The organism is Micromonospora sp. DT62 (assembly GCF_049847285.1).
GTDB classification, from domain to species: domain Bacteria; phylum Actinomycetota; class Actinomycetes; order Mycobacteriales; family Micromonosporaceae; genus Micromonospora; species Micromonospora reichwaldensis.
Genome location: NZ_JBNCOB010000002.1, coordinates 451,426 through 468,440, shown reverse-complemented (window position 1 = coordinate 468,440; position 17,015 = coordinate 451,426). Strand labels below are relative to the sequence as shown.

Genomic DNA, 17,015 nt, shown 5'->3' with positions numbered 1-17,015 from the left:
GTCAGCGCTCCTTCTCGGTCTCGACGTCGGCGACCTGGGCGTCGAACTCGGCGAGTTCCTCGTCCGTGAGGTACTTGGCCAGCTCCGCGCGGTCGAAGAGGCCGATCAGCTCCGGGCGCATCCTCGGCAGCGGCTTGCGCTCCAGGCGCACCGTGTCGCCGTCGAGGGAGCAGACCAGGTTGACCCGACGCCACGCCGGATCCATCGCCGGGTGGTCCTCCCGGGTGTGCCCGCCGCGCGACTCCCGCCGCTCCAGCGCCGCCTTCGCGGTGCACTCCGAGACCACCAGCATGTTGCGCAGGTCGAGCGCCAGGTGCCAGCCCGGGTTGTAGCGCCGGCCGCCGCTCGCGCTGACCTTCGCCACCCGCTCCCGCAGCTCCGCCAGCCTGCCCAGCGCGTCGACCAGCTCGCCCTCGCGCCGGATGATGCCGACCAGGTCGCCCATCACCGCCTGGAGGTCCTGCTGGAGGGTGTACGGGCTCTCGCCGGTGTCCCGCTGCAACGGGGCCAGGGCCGTCTCCACCGCGGCCTCCACGGCGGCGACGCCCACCTTCGGGCGCGCGGGGAGGCTGTCGGCGTACGTGGCGGCGTGGCCGCCCGCGCGCTTGCCGAACACCAGCAGGTCGGACAGGGAGTTGCCGCCGAGCCGGTTGGAGCCGTGCATGCCGCCGGACACCTCGCCCGCGGCGAAGAGCCCCCGCACGTGGCCGAACGCGGCCCCGCTGTCCGGGTCGACCTCGACGCCGCCCATCACGTAGTGACAGGTGGGCCCGACCTCCATCGGCTCCTTCGTGATGTCGACGTCGGCCAGCTCCTTGAACTGGTGGTACATCGACGGCAGGCGGCGGCGGATCTCCTCCGCCGGCTTGCGGGAGGCGATGTCCAGGTAGACGCCGCCCGCCGGCGTGCCCCGCCCGGCCTTGACCTCGCTGTTGATCGCCCGGGCCACCTCGTCACGCGGCAGCAGCTCCGGCGGGCGCCGGTTGTTGTCCGGGTCGGTGTACCAGCGGTCCGCCTCCTCCTCGGTCTCCGCGTACTGCTTGCGGAAGACGTCGGGGACGTAGTCGAACATGAACCGCTTGCCGTCGGAGTTCTTCAGCACGCCGCCGTCGCCGCGCACCGACTCGGTGACCAGGATGCCCTTCACCGAGGGCGGCCAGACCATGCCGGTCGGGTGGAACTGGAGGAACTCCATGTTGATCAGCGTCGCGCCGGCCCGCAGCGCGAGCGCGTGCCCGTCACCCGTGTACTCCCAGGAGTTCGAGGTGACCTTGTAGGAGCGGCCGACGCCGCCGGTCGCCAGCACCACCGCGGGCGCCTCGAAGAGGACGAAGTCGCCGGACTCCCGGTAGTAGCCGAACGCGCCGGCGACCCGGTCGCCGTCGAGCAGCAGCTCGGTGATCGTGGTCTCGGAGAAGACCTTGATCCGGGCGTCGTACGAGCCGTGGTCGCGCTTGTCCTCCTGCTGGAGCGACACGATCTTCTGCTGGAGGGTGCGGATCAGCTCCAGGCCGGTCCGGTCGCCGACGTGCGCCAGGCGGGGGTACTCGTGGCCACCGAAGTTGCGCTGCGAGATCTTCCCGTCCTTGGTGCGGTCGAAGAGCGCACCGTACGTCTCCAGCTCCCAGATCCGCTGCGGCGACTCCTTCGCGTGCAGCTCGGCCATCCGGAAGTTGTTGAGGAACTTGCCGCCGCGCATCGTGTCGCGGAAGTGCACCTGCCAGTTGTCCCGGCTGTTCACGTTCCCCATCGCGGCGGCGGCGCCGCCCTCGGCCATCACCGTGTGTGCCTTGCCGAAGAGCGACTTGGAGATGATCGCGGTCTTCTTGCCGGCGAGGCGGGCCTCGATCGCGGCGCGCAGGCCGGCGCCGCCGGCCCCGATCACGACGACGTCGTAGTGGTGTCGTTCGATTCGCGTTGTGTTGGTCATGTCAGGGGCCCTCTAGTTGATGAACCGCAGGTCGTTGAACCACCCGGCCGCGATCGCCATGACGTAGAAGTCCGTCAGGGCCAGCGTGCCGAGGGTGATCCAGGCGAGCTGCATGTGCCGGACGTTCAGGGCGGAGACGAAGCTCCAGGCCCGGTAGCGCACCGGGTGCTTGGAGAAGTGCTTGAGCCGCCCGCCGATGATGTGCCGGCACGAGTGGCAGGAGATCGTGTACGCCCAGAGCATCACCACGTTGGCGAGCAGGACGATGTTGCCCAGCCCGAACCCGAAGCCCTTGGGGGAGTGGAAGGCCAGGACCGCGTCCCAGGTGTTGATCAGCGAGATGATCGCGGCGGCGTAGAAGAAGTAGCGGTGCAGGTTCTGGCCCAGCAGCGGGAACCGGGTCTCGCCGCCGTAGGACTTGTGCCCGTCGGGGACCGCGCAGGCGGGCGGCGACAGCCAGAACGACCGGTAGTAGGCCTTGCGGTAGTAGTAGCAGGTGAGCCGGAACAGCAGCAGGAACGGCAGCGTCAGTGCCGCGTCCGGGATGATCCACCAGCCGGGCAGGAACCGTCCGAAGTGGGAGGCGCCCTCCACGCACCGCTCGGTCACGCAGGGCGAGTAGAACGGGGTCAGGTAGTGGAAGTCCTCGACCCAGTACCACTTGTGCATGAAGACCCGGACCGTCGCGTACGCCACCCACGCGCTGAGCCCGATCACGGTGATCAGCGGGGCGAGCCACCAGCGGTCGGTTCGCAACGTCTTCGCCGCGATGGCGGCGCGCGCCCGCGCTCCCCGCGGCCTCGTTGCCGTTGATGTCATTAGAGTCGTCTCCCTGACAGGACCCTCACGGGCGGATCAAGTTCCGGTCGGCAACGCGGACCGGCAGACCCGCACCCGCTTGCCACGTCATGCGCACACCAACGACCGCGCCGGCGATACGGCGCAGCTAAGTGACACACGTTACGCCGATCTTCGCGAGCCGTCCGCGCAAGGCAGTGTCCCGTGTGTCCCGGCCGGTGGAAAGCCCCGCACGGTGATCGATGTCCGGATGTTAAGAACCTCACCCGGCGCCTGTCCGGCGTACCGGAGCGGTTCACCCGGAGCGCGTCCCGACGCGGTGGCCCGTCAGGCGAGCAGGTCCGCCGGCCGGATCGTGGCCCGGACCGGCTCGGTCAGCTCCAGCGTCTCGCCGGCCTTGGTCACCGACCGCTCGACGTAGTGGGCGCCCTGCCGCTGGTAGACGTGCACGCTCAGTGTCTCCTGCTCCACCAGGAGATACCACTCGATGCCGGCCGCCGCGTAGTAGTGCATCTTGAGCACCTTGTCGGTGGCCGCGTTGCCCGGCGAGATGATCTCGCAGACCAGCCTCACGTCGGCTGCCTCGATCCAGGGGTCGTCGAGGTCGATCGGGCCCGTGACGACGAGGTCCGGGATGGGGATGCGCCCCGGCCGGAGCCGGACGTTCACCGCTTCCAGCAGCTCCAGCCCGAGGGCTTCGGCAGCGGGTTCGAGGATGTTGCCCAGCCTGCGTGAGAGGCGCTGGTGGCGGGGCGTGGGGGCTGGGGTCACGTGAAGGCTCCCGTCGAAGAGTTCGACGCGCTGCTGCGTCTCGCCGAGGGCGAGGTACTCCTCTTCGCTCCACGGGCCGTCGTGGTCGAACACCGCCGCGGTCATCGTCACCTCCACCTCGTGCCGGGGGACATCCTTGCGGGACTGCCGCGCCCATCGTCGCACCCGCTGTCCGGGTGCGGGAGGTCAACGCCGGTGAATGCCGAGGTGAGGGCTGTTCACGCCCGTTGCAGAGTCGTTACGCTGTGGCCCGCTGACAGCTCCGGTTATGTAGCTTATTTTCACCCTCAGTGCTTTCCTGTAAGTTCTCTTCGTCGCTGAGGGAGGCGGTCGTGGACAGGCCGGAGTCGGCGCCGTCCGGGAAACCGGACCGCCCCAACGTGCCGGAGCAGCGCTCCGGTCAGGACCCCTACCTGCGGGTGAGCGATCTGCGGGTCCGGTTCGACACCGAGGACGGCGTGGTGCGCGCCGTCGACGGGGTGTCGTTCGAGGTGGCGCGGGGACGCACCCTCGGCATCGTCGGTGAGTCCGGCTCGGGCAAGAGCGTCACCTCGCTGGCCATCCTCGGGCTGCACGGCGCCAAGCGGACCAGCATCACCGGGGAGATCTCCGTCGGCGGCCGTCAGCTCGTCGGCCTGCCGGACGAGGAGGTACGCCGGCTGCGCGGCCGGGACATGGCGATGATCTTCCAGGATCCGCTGTCCGCGCTGCACCCGTACTACACGGTGGGCCGGCAGATCGCCGAGGCGTACCGGGTGCACCACCCGAAGTCCGGCAGGCGCGAGGCCCGCCAGCGCGCGGTGGACATGCTGGGCCGGGTCGGCATCCCGCAGCCGGCCCGCCGCTTCGACCAGTACCCGCACGAGTTCTCCGGGGGCATGCGGCAGCGGGCGATGATCGCCATGGCGCTGGTCAACGACCCGGACCTGCTGATCGCCGACGAGCCGACCACCGCCCTGGACGTGACGGTGCAGGCGCAGATCCTCGACCTGCTGGCCGACCTCCAGGCCGAGTTCCACTCCGCGATCATCCTGATCACCCACGACCTGGGCGTGGTCAGCCAGGTCGCGGACGAGGTGCTGGTCATGTACGGCGGGCGGGCCGTCGAGCACGGCAGCGTCGAGCAGGTGCTCCGCCGGCCGCAGCACCCGTACACCTGGGGTCTGCTCTCCAGCGTGCCCTCGTTGCGCGGCGACGCGGACGCGGACCTGGTGCCGATCAAGGGCAACCCGCCGAGCCTGATCAACCTGCCGTCCGGCTGCGCCTTCCACCCGCGCTGCCGCTACGCCGACCGCAACGCCGACCGGTCCCGCACCGAGGTCCCGGAGCTGCGCCCGGCGGGCGCGCCCGGCCACCTGGTGGCCTGCCACCTCTCCGCCGACGACCGGACCCGGCTGTACGCGGAGGACATCGCCCAGGTGGGAGTGGCCCGGTGAGCGCGAGGAACGCAGCGCAGCGGAGTCCCGCAGTCGCGAACGGAAGGTGGGCCCCGGTGAGCGCGAGGAACGCAGCGCAGCGGAGTCCCGCAGTCGCGAACGGAGGTTGGCTCCGATGAACGTGGAGATCAAGGAGCCGGTGGAGCCGCTGCTGCGGGTGCGCGGGCTGGCCAAGCACTTCCCGGTGCGCAACGGGCTGCGGCGTACCGGCCTGGTCCGGGCCGTGGACGGGCTGGACTTCGACGTGCGCCCGGGCGAGACGCTCGGCCTGGTGGGCGAGTCCGGCTGCGGCAAGACGACCACCGGTCGGATGCTGGTGCGCCTGCTGGAGCCCACGGCGGGCAGCATCGAGTTCGCCGGGCGGGACATCACCCACGCGGGCCGCCGCGAGCTGCGGGCGCTGCGGCAGGACCTCCAGATCATCTTCCAGGACCCGTACGCGTCGCTGAACCCCCGGCACACCGTGGGCCGGATCGTGGCGATGCCGTTGCAGGTCAACGGGATCACCCCGCCGGGCGGGGTGAAGAAGCGGGTCCAGGAGCTGCTGGAACTGGTCGGGCTGAACCCGGAGCACTACAACCGCTACCCGCACGAGTTCTCCGGCGGCCAGCGGCAGCGCATCGGCATCGCCCGCGCGCTCGCCCTGCAACCCAAGCTGATCGTCGCCGACGAGCCGGTCTCCGCCCTGGACGTGTCGATCCAGGCGCAGGTGGTCAACCTGCTGCGCGACCTGCAACGCGACCTCGGCCTGGCGTTCGTCTTCATCGCCCACGACCTGGCCGTGGTGCGGCACTTCTGCCAGCGGGTCGCCGTCATGTACCTCGGCAAGGTCGTCGAGATCGGCGACCGGGACGACATCTACGAACGGCCGCAGCACCCGTACACCCGGGCCCTGCTCTCGGCCATCCCCGACGTCACCCAGCTCGGCGCGGCGGGCCGGATCCGGCTCTCCGGGGACGTCCCGACGCCGCTGGACCCGCCGTCGGGTTGCCGCTTCCGCACCCGGTGCTGGAAGGCGCAGGAGCGCTGCGCCACCGAGGAGCCGGCGCTGGTGCCGCGCGACGGCGGCGACCAGGCCACCGCCTGCCACTTCCCGGAGACGGGGCCGGTCGGCGCCACCACGGGACCGGCCGGTGACGACGCGCGGCCGGTGGACCCCGGGACGGCCGGGGTCGGCACGACCGCCGAGGAGGTGGCGAAATGAGCTTGTCCCCGGTCGAGGGCACGGCGCTGGCCGAGATCGAATCCGGCGGCGACGCCGGCGAGGGGAAGACGCTGATCGGCCGCTCGCCGGGCCAGCTCGTCCGCAGCCGGCTGCGCAGCGACCGTACGGCCCTGGTGAGCGGCGTGGTGCTGGTCTTCTTCGTGCTGTTGGCGGTGGGTGCGCCCCTGGTCCAGCGGCTCTACGGGGTGACGCCGAACGAGCAGTTCGGCGAGCTGCTGGACAGCACCGGGATGCCGCTGGGATACGTCGGCGGGATCAGCGGCGACCACTGGTTCGGTCTGGAGCCCGGCCTGGGCCGGGACATCTTCATGCGGATGATCTACGGCATCCGCACCTCGCTGCTGATCGCGCTCGGCGCGGCCCTGATCACCACCACGATCGGCGTGGTCCTCGGGATCATCGCCGGCTACCTCGGCGGGGTGGTGGACGCGGTGATCAGTTGGGTCACCGACGTGGCGCTGGCGATGCCGTTCCTGATCTTCGCGCTGGCCGTGGTGCCGACGTTCTCGCTGCGCTTCTACGGTCCGCGCGACGAGGTGCCGACCTGGTTCGCGGTCACCACGCTGATCGTGGTCTTCACCGCGTTCGGCTGGACCAGCACCGCGCGGCTGGTTCGCGGTCAGGTGGTGTCGCTGCGCGAACGCGAGTTCGTGGAGGCGGCCAAGGCCAGCGGTGCGGGGCTGGGGCACATGCTCTTCCGGCAGCTGCTGCCGAACATCTGGGCCCCGATCCTGGTGTCGTTCTCGCTGCTGGTGCCGTCGTACGTGACCAGCGAGGCGGCGCTGTCCTTCCTCGGCGTCGGGCTGCCCGAGTCGGTGCCCAGCTTCGGCCGGATGATCTACCGGAGCATCGACTACCTGCAGACCGACCCGGCCTACGTCTTCTTCCCCGGCATCACGATCTTCGCGCTCGTGCTGGCGTTCAACCTCTTCGGCGACGCGTTGCGTGACGCGCTCGACCCGAAGTCGTCACGGTAAGGGGTACTGCGCATGGTGCGCTTCCTGGTGAAGCGGGTGCTGCTGGCGATCTCGGTGCTGTTCGCGGTGAGTGTGGTCAGCTTCCTGCTGTTCTTCGCGCTGCCCGCCGACCCGGTGACCGGCATGTGCCCGAAGAACTGCAACGCCGAGCGTCTGGAGCGGGTGCGGACGGAGTTGGGGCTCAACGAGCCGAAGGTGCAGCAGTACGCCGACTACATGAAGGGCATCTTCGTCGGCCGCGACCTGGGCAGCGCGCAGGGTGGCGAGTGCGCGGCGCCCTGCCTCGGCTACTCGTACGTCAACAGCGAGGCGGTCACCGACACCTTCGCCCGGGTGCTGCCGGTGACGTTGAGCATCGTCCTGCCCGCGGCGGTGCTGTGGCTCGCCATCGGGGTCGGGCTCGGCATGGTCTCGGCCCTGCGGCGCGGCTCGCTGCTGGACCGGATCTCGATCGGCCTCACCCTGACCTTCGCCTCGCTCCAGCTCTACTTCGTCGGCGCGGTCCTGTTGCTGATCTTCGTCTACACGCTGAAGATCCTGCCCACACCGCGGTACACGTCGCTGTTCGAGAATCCCGTGGAGTGGGCGCGGGGGCTGGTGCTGGCCTGGGTGACCCTGGCGCTGCTCTTCTCCGCGATCTACGCCCGGCTGTCCCGGGCCCAGATGCTGGAGACGCTCTCCGAGGACTACGTCCGTACCGCCCGGGCCAAGGGCATGCCGAAGCGGCAGGTGTACGGCAAGCACGCGCTGCGGGCGGCGATCACGCCGATCGTCACCATCGCCGGTCTCGACGTGGGCACGGCGCTCGGCGGCACGGTGATCACCGAGACCACCTTCGGCATCCAGGGGCTGGGGCGTACGGCGGTGGAGGCGGTCAGCCAGGGGGACCTGCCGACCATCATGGGGACGGTGCTGATCGCCGCGCTGTTCGTGGTCGTCGCCAACATGCTCGTCGACCTGCTCTATGCGTTCATCGACCCCCGGGTGCGCCTCGGCTGACCCGAGGCGTGCCGGGTGCCGATCGTTGTAGCCCCGTTATCTGCTCGAAATTTACCGTCATTGAAGGCTAAGCGAAGCTTTCCTTCATCGGCGATCCGGAGGAGTGAGTATGCGAGCAAGACGCGTCACCGCCCTGGGCGGTGCGATCGCACTGATGGTTTCCCTCGGTGCGTGCAGCGAGAACACCGGTGACGACACCGGCGGGGTGGACACCACCAAGCCGCGCACCGGTGCCATCGCGACCGACCCCAAGGACTCTCTCGGCCCGGCGCCGGAGGTGCCCGGCGCGGCCAAGGGCGGCACGTTCTACATCCTGCGGGAGAACAAGATCTCCCACATGGACCCCCAGCGGATCTACTCGTTCGCCGGCCTGATGGGGAGCCAGCTCTACGCCCGCTTCCTCACCACCTTCAAGGACGACGGCAAGGGCAACGTCACCCTGGTCGGCGACCTGGCCGAGACCCCCGGCACCAACGTCAACAACGACTGCAAGGTCTGGGAGTTCAAGGTCAAGCAGGGGGTGAAGTTCGAGGACGGCCGGCCGATCACCAGCAAGGAGATCGCGTACGGCATCGCCCGGTCCTTCGACCCGGACCTCACCGGCGGCCCGACCTACCTCCAGGAGTGGCTGGTCGACAGCCCGCAGTACGACACCAAGTGGGACTTCAAGGCCAACAAGACCTCGCTGCCGCCGGGGCTCACCACGCCGGACGAGAAGACCCTGCGCTTCGAGTTCAACAAGCCCCGCTGTGACCTGCCGTTCGCCGTCTCGCTGCCGGCCACCGCGCCGCTGCCGGCCGACAAGGACACCGGCGTGAACCTGGACAACCAGCCGTTCTCGTCGGGCCCGTACAAGTTCACCAAGCACACCCCGGGCGTCGAGATCGTGCTCGAGCGCAACGAGCACTGGGACCCGGCCACCGACGCCGTGCGCCACCAGTACCCGGACAAGTTCATCTGGTCGCTGGGCGCGGACCAGGCCGCCCAGACCAACCGGGTGCTCGCCGGCACCGGCAACGACGCCGCGGCGGTCGCCACCGGCGGTGTCCCGTCGGAGCTGCTCGCCAAGGTCACCGGCGACCCCAAGCTCAAGGAGCGGATGATCGTCGCGGCCACGCCGAACGCGTACCGCCTGAGCATCAACACCGCCCGGGTCACCGACCTGTCGGTGCGGCAGGCGATCAACCACGCGATCGACCGCACCAGCATCACCAAGAACCTCGGCGGCCCCTACGGCGCCGTGCCGATGACCACGCTGCTGCCGCCCACCACGCTCGGCTACAAGCAGTTCGACGCGTACCCGGCCGGCGAGGGCGGCAACCCGGAGAAGGCCAAGGAGCTGCTCGCCGGCAAGACGCAGAACCTGGTGCTGCTCACCTCCGACGTGACCAGCTCCCAGGAGCGGGCCACCCAGATCAAGAACGCGCTGGAGAAGGCCGGCTTCACCGTCACGATCAAGACGATCCCCGAGGACGGCTACCTCGACACGGTGAAGAAGAAGGACAACCCGTACGACATCTGGGTCGACTCGTGGGCGGCCGACTGGCCCAGCGGCGCGTCTATCCTGCCGGTGCTCTTCGACGGCCGTGGCATCAAGGCCGAGGGCAACAGCAACACCTCGCAGCTCAACAACGAGGCGCTCAACGGGGAGTTCGACCGCATCCTCGCGCTCGACCCGGCCAAGCAGGCCGACGAGTGGAGCAAGATCGACGAGCGGCTCATGAAGGAGACGGCGCCGGCGGTGCCGCTCTACGTCGAGGTGGTCTCCATCGCGCACGGCGAGAAGGCCGGCGGCATCTTCATCGGCAGCATCTTCGGCTGGCCGAGCTTCGTGGACGCGTACGTCAAGCAGTGACAACGCCCGTGAGGCGGTGACACCCGCGCGGTGACACCGCACGGACCGACCCCCGGTCGACAACGTCGTCGGCCGGGGGTCGCCGTGTCGGTGGGCTGCCGGCGACTGCTCGGCGGCGCCACCGCCCGGCCGACCCGCGACTGCTCGGCGGGCCCTCCACCCGGGCGGCCCACGGCGGCGGGGACGGCCGCGCCGGGGCGCGGCTAGAGGTGCCGGCGGACGAAGTCGAGTTCCAGCCTGAGCAGACGCTCGGCGATGCCGCCGGCGGCCATGTGGGTGGCCCCGGTCAGCGGGAGCACGGAGTGTGGCCGGCCGGTCGCCAGCAGCGCCGCCGACAGCCGCAGCGTGTGCGCGGCCACCACGTTGTCGTCGACCAGGCCGTGCACCAGCAGCAGCGGCCGGGCCGCCTCCCCGGCCGGCACGGGCTCGCCGGCCAGCTCCACCAGCGAGTGGTGCGCGTAGATGTCCGTGCCGTCGTCCGGCAGGCCCAGGTAGCGCTCCGTGTAGGCCGTGTCGTACAGCGCCCAGTCGGTGACCGGCGCCCCGACGATGCCGCACCGGAACAGCTCCGGGTGCCGCAGCACCGCCAGGCCTGCCAGCCAGCCGCCGAACGACCAGCCGCGCACCGCCACCCGCTCCAGGTCCAGGTCCGGGTGCTTGCCGGCCAGGGCGGTGAGCGCGTCCACCTGGTCGAGCAGGACGACGTCGGCCACCCGCCGGTGGATCGCCTTCTCGAAGGAGGGGGCCACCCCCGGCGTACCCCGGTTGTCGATGGTGACGACCGCGAAGCCGGCGTCGGCCCACCACTGCCGCTCCAGCCACGCCGCGCGGGCCGCGAGCACCTCCTGGTGCCCCGGCCCGCCGTAGACGTCCAGCAGCACCGGCAGCCGCCGGCCGGTGACGTAGTTGTCCGGGTAGAGCACGGCCGTCGGCAGCCGCCGGTCGGTGACCCGCTCCAGCAGCGGCAGCGGCGCGTACGGCGGGGTGGCGGCGAGCGAGCGCAGCACGGCCACCTCCTGCTCGCCCCGCCGCACCGTCCACCGGACGCCCGCGTGGTCGAGCGAGGCGGTGCCCACCACCAGCACGTCCCCGCCCACGGCGGCGGTGTGCCAGCCCGGGTCGGTGGTGATCCGGCGGGCGTCCACGCCGCCGCCGATCGTCGTGCGCACCCGGAACAGGTGCCGTTCGCTCGGCTCGCCGTCGCTCGCCTCCACCAGCAGGTCGGCCGGGCCGCTGCCGCCGGGCAGCCGCCCCACCACCCGCCGCACGTAGAGCGAGGGAGGGGTGAGCAGGGTGCCGTCGGCGAAGAGGCAGCGGGCGTCGTACCCGTCGTGGGCGAGTTCGCCGCCGACGAGCACCCGGCCGTCCGGCAGGTGCGCCGGGGTGCCCGGGATCGGCTCCACCCAGCGCGGGTCGGCCAGCTCGGCGTGCACCTGGGTCTCGCCGGTGCGCGGGTCCACGGCGAGCACCAGGCCGTGCTGCTGGGACCGGCGCAGCACGGTGATCAGCGGGCCCCCGTCGGCCCAGTGCACGGCCGTCAGGTACGGGTAGGTCTCCCGGTCCCAGTGCACGTCGACCCAGCCGTCGTCGAGATCCAGCAGGTGCAGGCTGACCTCGGCGTTCGCGGTGCCCGCCCGGGGGTACGCGACGGTGGTCGGCGGGGTCGCCGGGTCGGCCGGGTCGTGCAGGTGCCAGCGCTCCACGCGGGACTCGTCCACCCGGGCGGCCAGCACCGCACGACCGTCCGGCGCCCACCAGTAGCCGCGGAACCGGTCGAACTCCTCGGCCGCGATGTGCTCGGCCAGCCCCCAGGTCACCCCGGAGTCCTCGCCGGCCAGCAGGGTGTCCGTGCCGTCGTGCTCGACCACCCGCAGCTGCCCCCGCCGGACCCCCTCGGCGGCGTCGGTGACGTACGCCAGGCGCTGCCCCGTGGGATCGGGCCGGGGGTCGAGCACCGGCCCGACGGTGGCGACCTCGACCACGTCGCCGTGCACCAGGTCGGCCCGGAACAGCCGCCCGGCCAGCGCGAAGACCGCCACCCGGCCGGCGCCGTCCAGCGTGTAGGAACCGATGCCGGAGGCGCTCAGCCGCAGCCGCTCGCGCAGGGCGCGCTCGCCCGGGCTCAGCGCGCCGGCGTCGGCGTCGGCCCCGAGCAACGCCGCCGGGTCGGCGACGAGCCGTTCCTCGCCGGTCGCCACGTCGAGCTGCCAGAGCGCGTCGGCCGGGTCCTCCGGGCCGGCCGACCGCAGGAAGACCACCCGGGAGCCGTCGTCGGCCACGGTGACCGCCCGCGGCGCTCCGCGGCTGAACCGGCGGGTGCGGGCGGCCAGCTCCGGAAAGTCCACAGTCCAGATCGTAGAGCGGGGACCGGGGGTGATGTGGCCGACCTGCGCGGACGCGTCGGGGTCGGCGGAGGAGAACCGCCGGATAGAGTGACCGGCGTGACGACGCTGCCTGACCGCCGCCTCCTGCTGGTCCACGCGCACCCCGACGACGAGTCCATCGGCACCGGCTCGACGATGGCGCACTACGCCGCCGCCGGCGCTCACGTCACCCTGGTGACCTGCACCCTCGGCGAGGAGGGCGAGATCCACGTGCCGGCGCTCGCCCAGCTCGCCGCGGCCGAGGCCGACCAGCTCGGCGGCTGGCGGATCGCCGAGCTGAACGCCGCCTGCGCCGCGCTCGGCGTCACCGACCACCGCTTCCTCGGCGGCGCCGGCCGTTACCGCGACTCCGGCATGATGGGCCTCGCCACCAACGAGCACCCCCGCGCCTTCTGGCAGGCCGACCTCGACGAGGCCGCCGGGCACCTGGTGGAGATCATGCGGGAGGTACGCCCGCAGGTCATGGTCACGTACGACGACAACGGCTTCTACGGGCACCCGGACCACATCCAGGCGCACCGGGTGGCGATGCGCGCGTACGAGCTGGCCGGCGCGGAGGGCTTCGCCCCGGCGAAGGTCTACTGGACGGCGATGCCGCTCAGCGTGCTGGAGGCCGGCCTGACCCACTTCGCCGAGTCGGCGGACAACCCCTTCGCCGGCATCCAGGACATCTCGGAGCTGCCCTTCGGCACCCCGGACGCGCAGATCGCCGCCCGGATCGACGCCACGGACCAGCACGCCGCCAAGGAGGCGGCCATGCGCGCGCACGCCACCCAGATCCCCGACGCCTCCTGGCTCTACTCCATCGCCGGCAACTTCGGCAGCGAGTTCATGGGCGTGGAGTACTACACCCTCGCGGTGGGCGGGCGGGGCCCGGGCAGCGGCCCGTACGGCTGGGAGGACGACCTCTTCGCCGGGCTGGACGTCGCCGACGGTCCGGACCGGTCCCCGGTCTCGGCGGCCGGTAACCGGTGACCCTGCCCGTCGCGTCGATGTCGACCGCCCCGCAGGAGACCGCCCCGCCACCGTCCGGGCGGTCCCGGCGGCTGCTCGACCTCGCCCTGCGGGTGGCCGGCGGGCTGGTCGCCGTCCTCGCTGGGACGCTCACCGCGGTGCTGGAGCTGCTGCTGGCCACGGTCCGGGTCGGCGGGCACCTGATCGGCGTCTCGGTGCTCGTGGCCATCGGCGCGAACATCGCGCTGAGCTGGTTCGCGCACGAGGCCGTCGGTCGCCGGTGGGCCGTGGCGCTGCCCGCGACGCCCTGGTTCGTCCTGATGTCCGTGGCGGCGGTCCGCACCGCGGAGGGGGACCTGCTCGTCACCGGCGACAACTGGGTCGGCCTGGCGATGATCGTGGCCGGCGCGATGACCTTCGCGGTGATGGGTTTCCGGCAGATCCTGGCACCGCCACCGGTCCGGTCGGGGGACTGACGCGCACAGGTTCCGGTGGTAGACATTCCTGCCAGGAGGCCCGCCGCTGGAGCGGGCGGTACGGCGGGAGGCGTGCGATGAGTGAGCGGTGGCGCGCGATCGGGATCCTCGCGGTCGCGCTGTTCGCGGTCAACGTGGTCGCCCGGCTGGTCACCCGGTTCGGCTTCGACGGCGACGACACGGCCGCCGCCGACCGGGTGTCGCTGGGGATGTTCGTGGTGATCGGGCTGGTCCTGGCGGCGGTCGCCTTCGTGTGGGGCAGGCGTCGCCCCGTCTCGGCCTGGGGCGCGGACCTGGCCGCCGCGGTCGGGATCGCGCTGCTGCTGACGGTGCTGGTCGGGCCGCTGCTGGTCGGCGACGACCCGTTCGGCGGGGGCGCGGGCACCTTCTTCGCCCAGATCTGGCTCTACCTCGCGGCGGCCGGCGTGGGCGTGCTGCTCGGCTACCTCCTCCTCACGGCGCTGGGCCTGGACCACCGCTCGCAGTCCCTCAAGCGCTACGCCGAGCTGAGGGCCACCAAGCCCCGCCGCGTAGTCCGCCGCTGACCCACCCCCCACCCCCCACCCCCCACCCACCCCCCACCCCCCACCCCACCCCCTGACCCCGTTGATCATGAAGTTATTGCCACTGTAAGCGCTTTCCGCTGGCAACAACTTCATGATCAACGCTGCGGCGGACGACGGCGCCGCGTGGCGGGGGCGGACGGCGGGAGGGCGGTCAGGGGGCGGGCGGTCAGGGGGGTGGGGTGCGGGTCAGGTAGGTGTGGTGGGTGGTGAAGCCCAGGGCGCGGTAGAGGGTCACCGCCGGGGTTTTGTGCTGCTCGACCTGGAGGAAGGCGCGCGAGGCGCCGGTCGCGGCGCCCCAGTCGGCCAGCGCGCGGATGATCCGGCCGGCCAGGCCCTGTCGCCTCGCCTCGGGCAGCACCTCGACGAGGCTGAGCCCGAGCCAGCGCCCCTGCCCGGTGACCGTGCCCCGGCCGATGGCGAGCAGCGTGCCGTCGGCGTACACGTGGGCGAAGCGGACCTGGTCCACGGCGGTGAGCACGTGCCGGGCGGCGTCCGGCAGGCCGCCCTTGCGGCCGGCGGCGACGGCGAGCCAGTCGTCCGACGGCTCGGCGGTCAGCTCGACCGGCGGCGCTCCGGCGGGCTCCGGCGCGGCCGGCGGCAGCCCCGCCAGCGGCACGGTCTGCACCAGCACGGGCGGCCTGCCGACCCAGCCCCGGGCGTCCAGCTCCGCGCCGACCGGGGCGGCGAGCGGCAGCGGGGTGTTGACCATCGGCGGTCGGCCGAGGTCGGCGTACCAGCGTTCCACCGCGTCGAGCGCGGCGGGCAGGGGCCGGTCCGGGTCGCCCACGGGCAGCGCCGAGTTGGCCCGGCCGGTCCAGCCGTCGGCGGCGCGCAGCCGCCAGTCGCCGAGCCGTCCCCGCACGGCGGCGGGCCACGCCTCGTCGGCGGCCAGTTCCAGCTCGACCACGGCCGCCGCGGTGGGGCGGCGGGCCGGCGGCACCCGCTTTGCCCGGTGCACCTCGGCCACGGGGACCCGGAGCCGGCCCTGCGCGGTGGCGAGTGTGAGATGGGTTTCGCTCAGCTCGACCAGTTCGCCGAGGGCGTCCGAGAAGAGCGGCCGACCTTCGCGAATCCCCACGATTCGGCGAACCACGATCCGGTGTCCCACATCCTGCTGTCGGAGCACGATCGACCCCCTCCCCGGCGAGATACTAGGCTCTAACCGTCGCGGGTGATCGCGGCGTGTCTTGCGGAGGAGAAGACCGGTGACCTACATCATCGCCGAGCCGTGCGTGGATGTGCTCGACAAGGCTTGCATCGAGGAATGCCCGGTCGACTGCATTTACGAGGGCAACCGGATGCTCTACATCCACCCCGACGAGTGCGTCGACTGTGGGGCCTGTGAGCCGGTCTGCCCGGTCGAGGCGATCTTCTACGAGGACGACGTCCCGGAGCAGTGGAAGGACTACACCGGCGCCAACTACGAGTTCTTCGAGGAGCTGGGCTCGCCCGGCGGCGCCTCGAAGATCGGCAAGGTGGAGAAGGACGCGACCTTCGTCGCCGCGCAGCCGCCGCGCGGCGAGGGCCACTGAACCGGCCCGCGCCGGTCTCGTCACGGCTGCCGGAGTTCACCTGGGACACCCTGGACGCCGCGGCCGCACTGGCCGCGGCGCATCCTGAGGGCCTGATCAACCTCTCCATGGGTACGCCGGTCGACCCGGTGCCCGAGGTGATCCGGAGGGCGCTGGCCGACGCGTCCAACGCGCCGGGCTATCCGCTGACCGCTGGCACGCCGCTGCTGCGCGAGACGATCGCGGCCTGGGTGGCACGGGCCTGCGGCGCCGGTGTCGACGGCCTCGGCGTGCTGCCGACGATCGGCTCCAAGGAACTCGTCGCCTGGCTGCCGACCCTGCTCGGGATCGGTCCCGGCGACGTCGTCGTGGTGCCGTCGATCGCCTACCCGACGTACGAGGACGGGGTCCGGCTCGCCGGCGCCACCGTCGTGCGCGCCGACTCGCTGACCGCCGTCGGCCCCACCCCCCGGGTGCGCCTGGTCTGGGTCAACTCGCCCGGCAACCCGACCGGCCGGGTGCTGCCGGCGGCCCACCTGCGCAAGGTGGTCGACTGGGCCCGGGAGCGCGGCGCGGTGGTCGCCAGCGACGAGTGCTACCTGCCGCTGGGCTGGGCCGCCGAGCCCGTCTCGGTGCTCTCGCCCGAGGTCTGCGGCGGGTCGTACGACGGGGTGCTGGCCGTCCACTCGCTCTCCAAGCGGTCCAACCTGGCCGGCTACCGGGCGGGATTCGTGGCGGGCGACCCGGCACTGGTGGCGGAGCTGCTCAAGGTCCGCAAGCACGCCGGGATGATCGTGCCGGCGCCGGTGCAGGCGGCGATGGTGGCCGCGCTGCGCGACGAGCGGCACGCCGACGAGCAGCGGGAGCGCTACCGGGCCCGGCGGGACATCCTGCACGCCGCGTTCACCGACGCCGGCTTCACCGTCGAGCACTCCGAGGCCGGCCTCTACCTCTGGCTGACCCGGGGCGAGGACTGCTGGGAGACGATCGACTGGCTGGCCCGGCGGGGCATCCTCGCGGCTGCGGGCGTCTTCTACGGCCCGGGCGGCCGGCAGCACGTCCGGGTGGCGCTGACCGAGTCCGACGAGCACGTGGCGGCGGTCGCCGGCCGGCTGCGCGCCTGAGCGACCGCC

Annotated in this window: 15 protein-coding genes; 10 read left to right on the top strand and 5 right to left on the bottom strand. The window is 72.0% G+C overall.

The features are described 5' to 3' along the window. Position 1: 1 nt before the first annotated feature. From ACPXCB_RS05660 to ACPXCB_RS05650, 3 genes are all read right to left on the bottom strand, one after another. Positions 2-1,930 carry a fumarate reductase/succinate dehydrogenase flavoprotein subunit gene (locus ACPXCB_RS05660; protein WP_425872764.1) on the bottom strand — a complete coding sequence of 643 codons (1,929 nt, stop codon included), beginning with the start codon at positions 1,928-1,930 and terminating at the stop codon, positions 2-4. Between the two features lie 12 nt (positions 1,931-1,942). Beyond that, entirely contained in the window at positions 1,943-2,749 is an 807-nt protein-coding gene (locus ACPXCB_RS05655) for a hypothetical protein (protein WP_425872762.1), read from the bottom strand. 306 nt (positions 2,750-3,055) lie between these two features. Beyond that, entirely contained in the window at positions 3,056-3,604 is a 549-nt protein-coding gene (locus ACPXCB_RS05650; protein ID WP_358117666.1) for a Uma2 family endonuclease, read from the bottom strand. A gap of 275 nt (positions 3,605-3,879) precedes the next feature. Here ACPXCB_RS05650 and ACPXCB_RS05645 point away from each other — a divergent pair, with 275 nt between their 5' ends. From ACPXCB_RS05645 to ACPXCB_RS05625, 5 genes are all read left to right on the top strand, one after another. Beyond that, positions 3,880-4,935: an ABC transporter ATP-binding protein gene (locus ACPXCB_RS05645; protein ID WP_425872913.1), complete on the top strand. Its 1,056-nt coding sequence runs from the start codon at positions 3,880-3,882 to the stop codon at positions 4,933-4,935. Positions 4,936-5,050: 115 nt separating this feature from the next. Continuing rightward, on the top strand, positions 5,051-6,139 hold the full coding sequence (locus ACPXCB_RS05640; protein WP_425872760.1) for an ABC transporter ATP-binding protein: 1,089 nt from the start codon (positions 5,051-5,053) through the stop codon (positions 6,137-6,139). After that, on the top strand, positions 6,136-7,137 hold the full coding sequence (locus ACPXCB_RS05635; RefSeq protein WP_425872758.1) for an ABC transporter permease: 1,002 nt from the start codon (positions 6,136-6,138) through the stop codon (positions 7,135-7,137). The genes ACPXCB_RS05640 and ACPXCB_RS05635 overlap by 4 nt, the downstream gene beginning before the upstream one ends. A gap of 12 nt (positions 7,138-7,149) precedes the next feature. Then, positions 7,150-8,136: an ABC transporter permease gene (locus ACPXCB_RS05630; protein WP_425872756.1), complete on the top strand. Its 987-nt coding sequence runs from the start codon at positions 7,150-7,152 to the stop codon at positions 8,134-8,136. A gap of 109 nt (positions 8,137-8,245) precedes the next feature. Further along, positions 8,246-9,991 carry an ABC transporter substrate-binding protein gene (locus tag ACPXCB_RS05625; protein WP_425872754.1) on the top strand — a complete coding sequence of 582 codons (1,746 nt, stop codon included), beginning with the start codon at positions 8,246-8,248 and terminating at the stop codon, positions 9,989-9,991. Positions 9,992-10,194: 203 nt separating this feature from the next. Here ACPXCB_RS05625 and ACPXCB_RS05620 read toward each other — a convergent pair whose 3' ends face one another. Then, complete coding sequence (locus ACPXCB_RS05620) at positions 10,195-12,336, bottom strand: prolyl oligopeptidase family serine peptidase (protein WP_425872752.1); 2,142 nt, start codon at positions 12,334-12,336, stop codon at positions 10,195-10,197. 87 nt (positions 12,337-12,423) lie between these two features. On the opposite strand from ACPXCB_RS05620, the gene mshB reads away from it, so the two are divergent. From mshB to ACPXCB_RS05605, 3 genes are all read left to right on the top strand, one after another. After that, on the top strand, positions 12,424-13,350 hold the full coding sequence (mshB, locus tag ACPXCB_RS05615) for an N-acetyl-1-D-myo-inositol-2-amino-2-deoxy-alpha-D-glucopyranoside deacetylase (protein ID WP_425872751.1): 927 nt from the start codon (positions 12,424-12,426) through the stop codon (positions 13,348-13,350). 17 nt (positions 13,351-13,367) lie between these two features. Further along, on the top strand, positions 13,368-13,805 hold the full coding sequence (locus ACPXCB_RS05610; RefSeq protein ID WP_425872911.1) for a hypothetical protein: 438 nt from the start codon (positions 13,368-13,370) through the stop codon (positions 13,803-13,805). A 77-nt stretch (positions 13,806-13,882) separates the two neighbouring features. After that, entirely contained in the window at positions 13,883-14,350 is a 468-nt protein-coding gene (locus tag ACPXCB_RS05605) for a hypothetical protein (RefSeq protein WP_425872750.1), read from the top strand. Between the two features lie 187 nt (positions 14,351-14,537). Here the strand turns inward: ACPXCB_RS05605 and ACPXCB_RS05600 are convergent, their stop codons facing one another. Continuing rightward, positions 14,538-15,497 (bottom strand): GNAT family N-acetyltransferase, encoded by a 960-nt coding sequence (locus tag ACPXCB_RS05600; RefSeq protein ID WP_425872748.1) that lies wholly within the window; start codon positions 15,495-15,497, stop codon positions 14,538-14,540. A 79-nt stretch (positions 15,498-15,576) separates the two neighbouring features. Here ACPXCB_RS05600 and fdxA point away from each other — a divergent pair, with 79 nt between their 5' ends. After that, positions 15,577-15,903: a ferredoxin gene (gene fdxA / locus ACPXCB_RS05595; protein WP_091422126.1), complete on the top strand. Its 327-nt coding sequence runs from the start codon at positions 15,577-15,579 to the stop codon at positions 15,901-15,903. Continuing rightward, positions 15,900-17,006, top strand: coding sequence for a succinyldiaminopimelate transaminase (gene dapC / locus ACPXCB_RS05590; RefSeq protein ID WP_425872909.1), 1,107 nt, complete (start codon positions 15,900-15,902; stop codon positions 17,004-17,006). The genes fdxA and dapC overlap by 4 nt, the downstream gene beginning before the upstream one ends. The last annotated feature ends 9 nt before the right edge of the window (positions 17,007-17,015 follow it).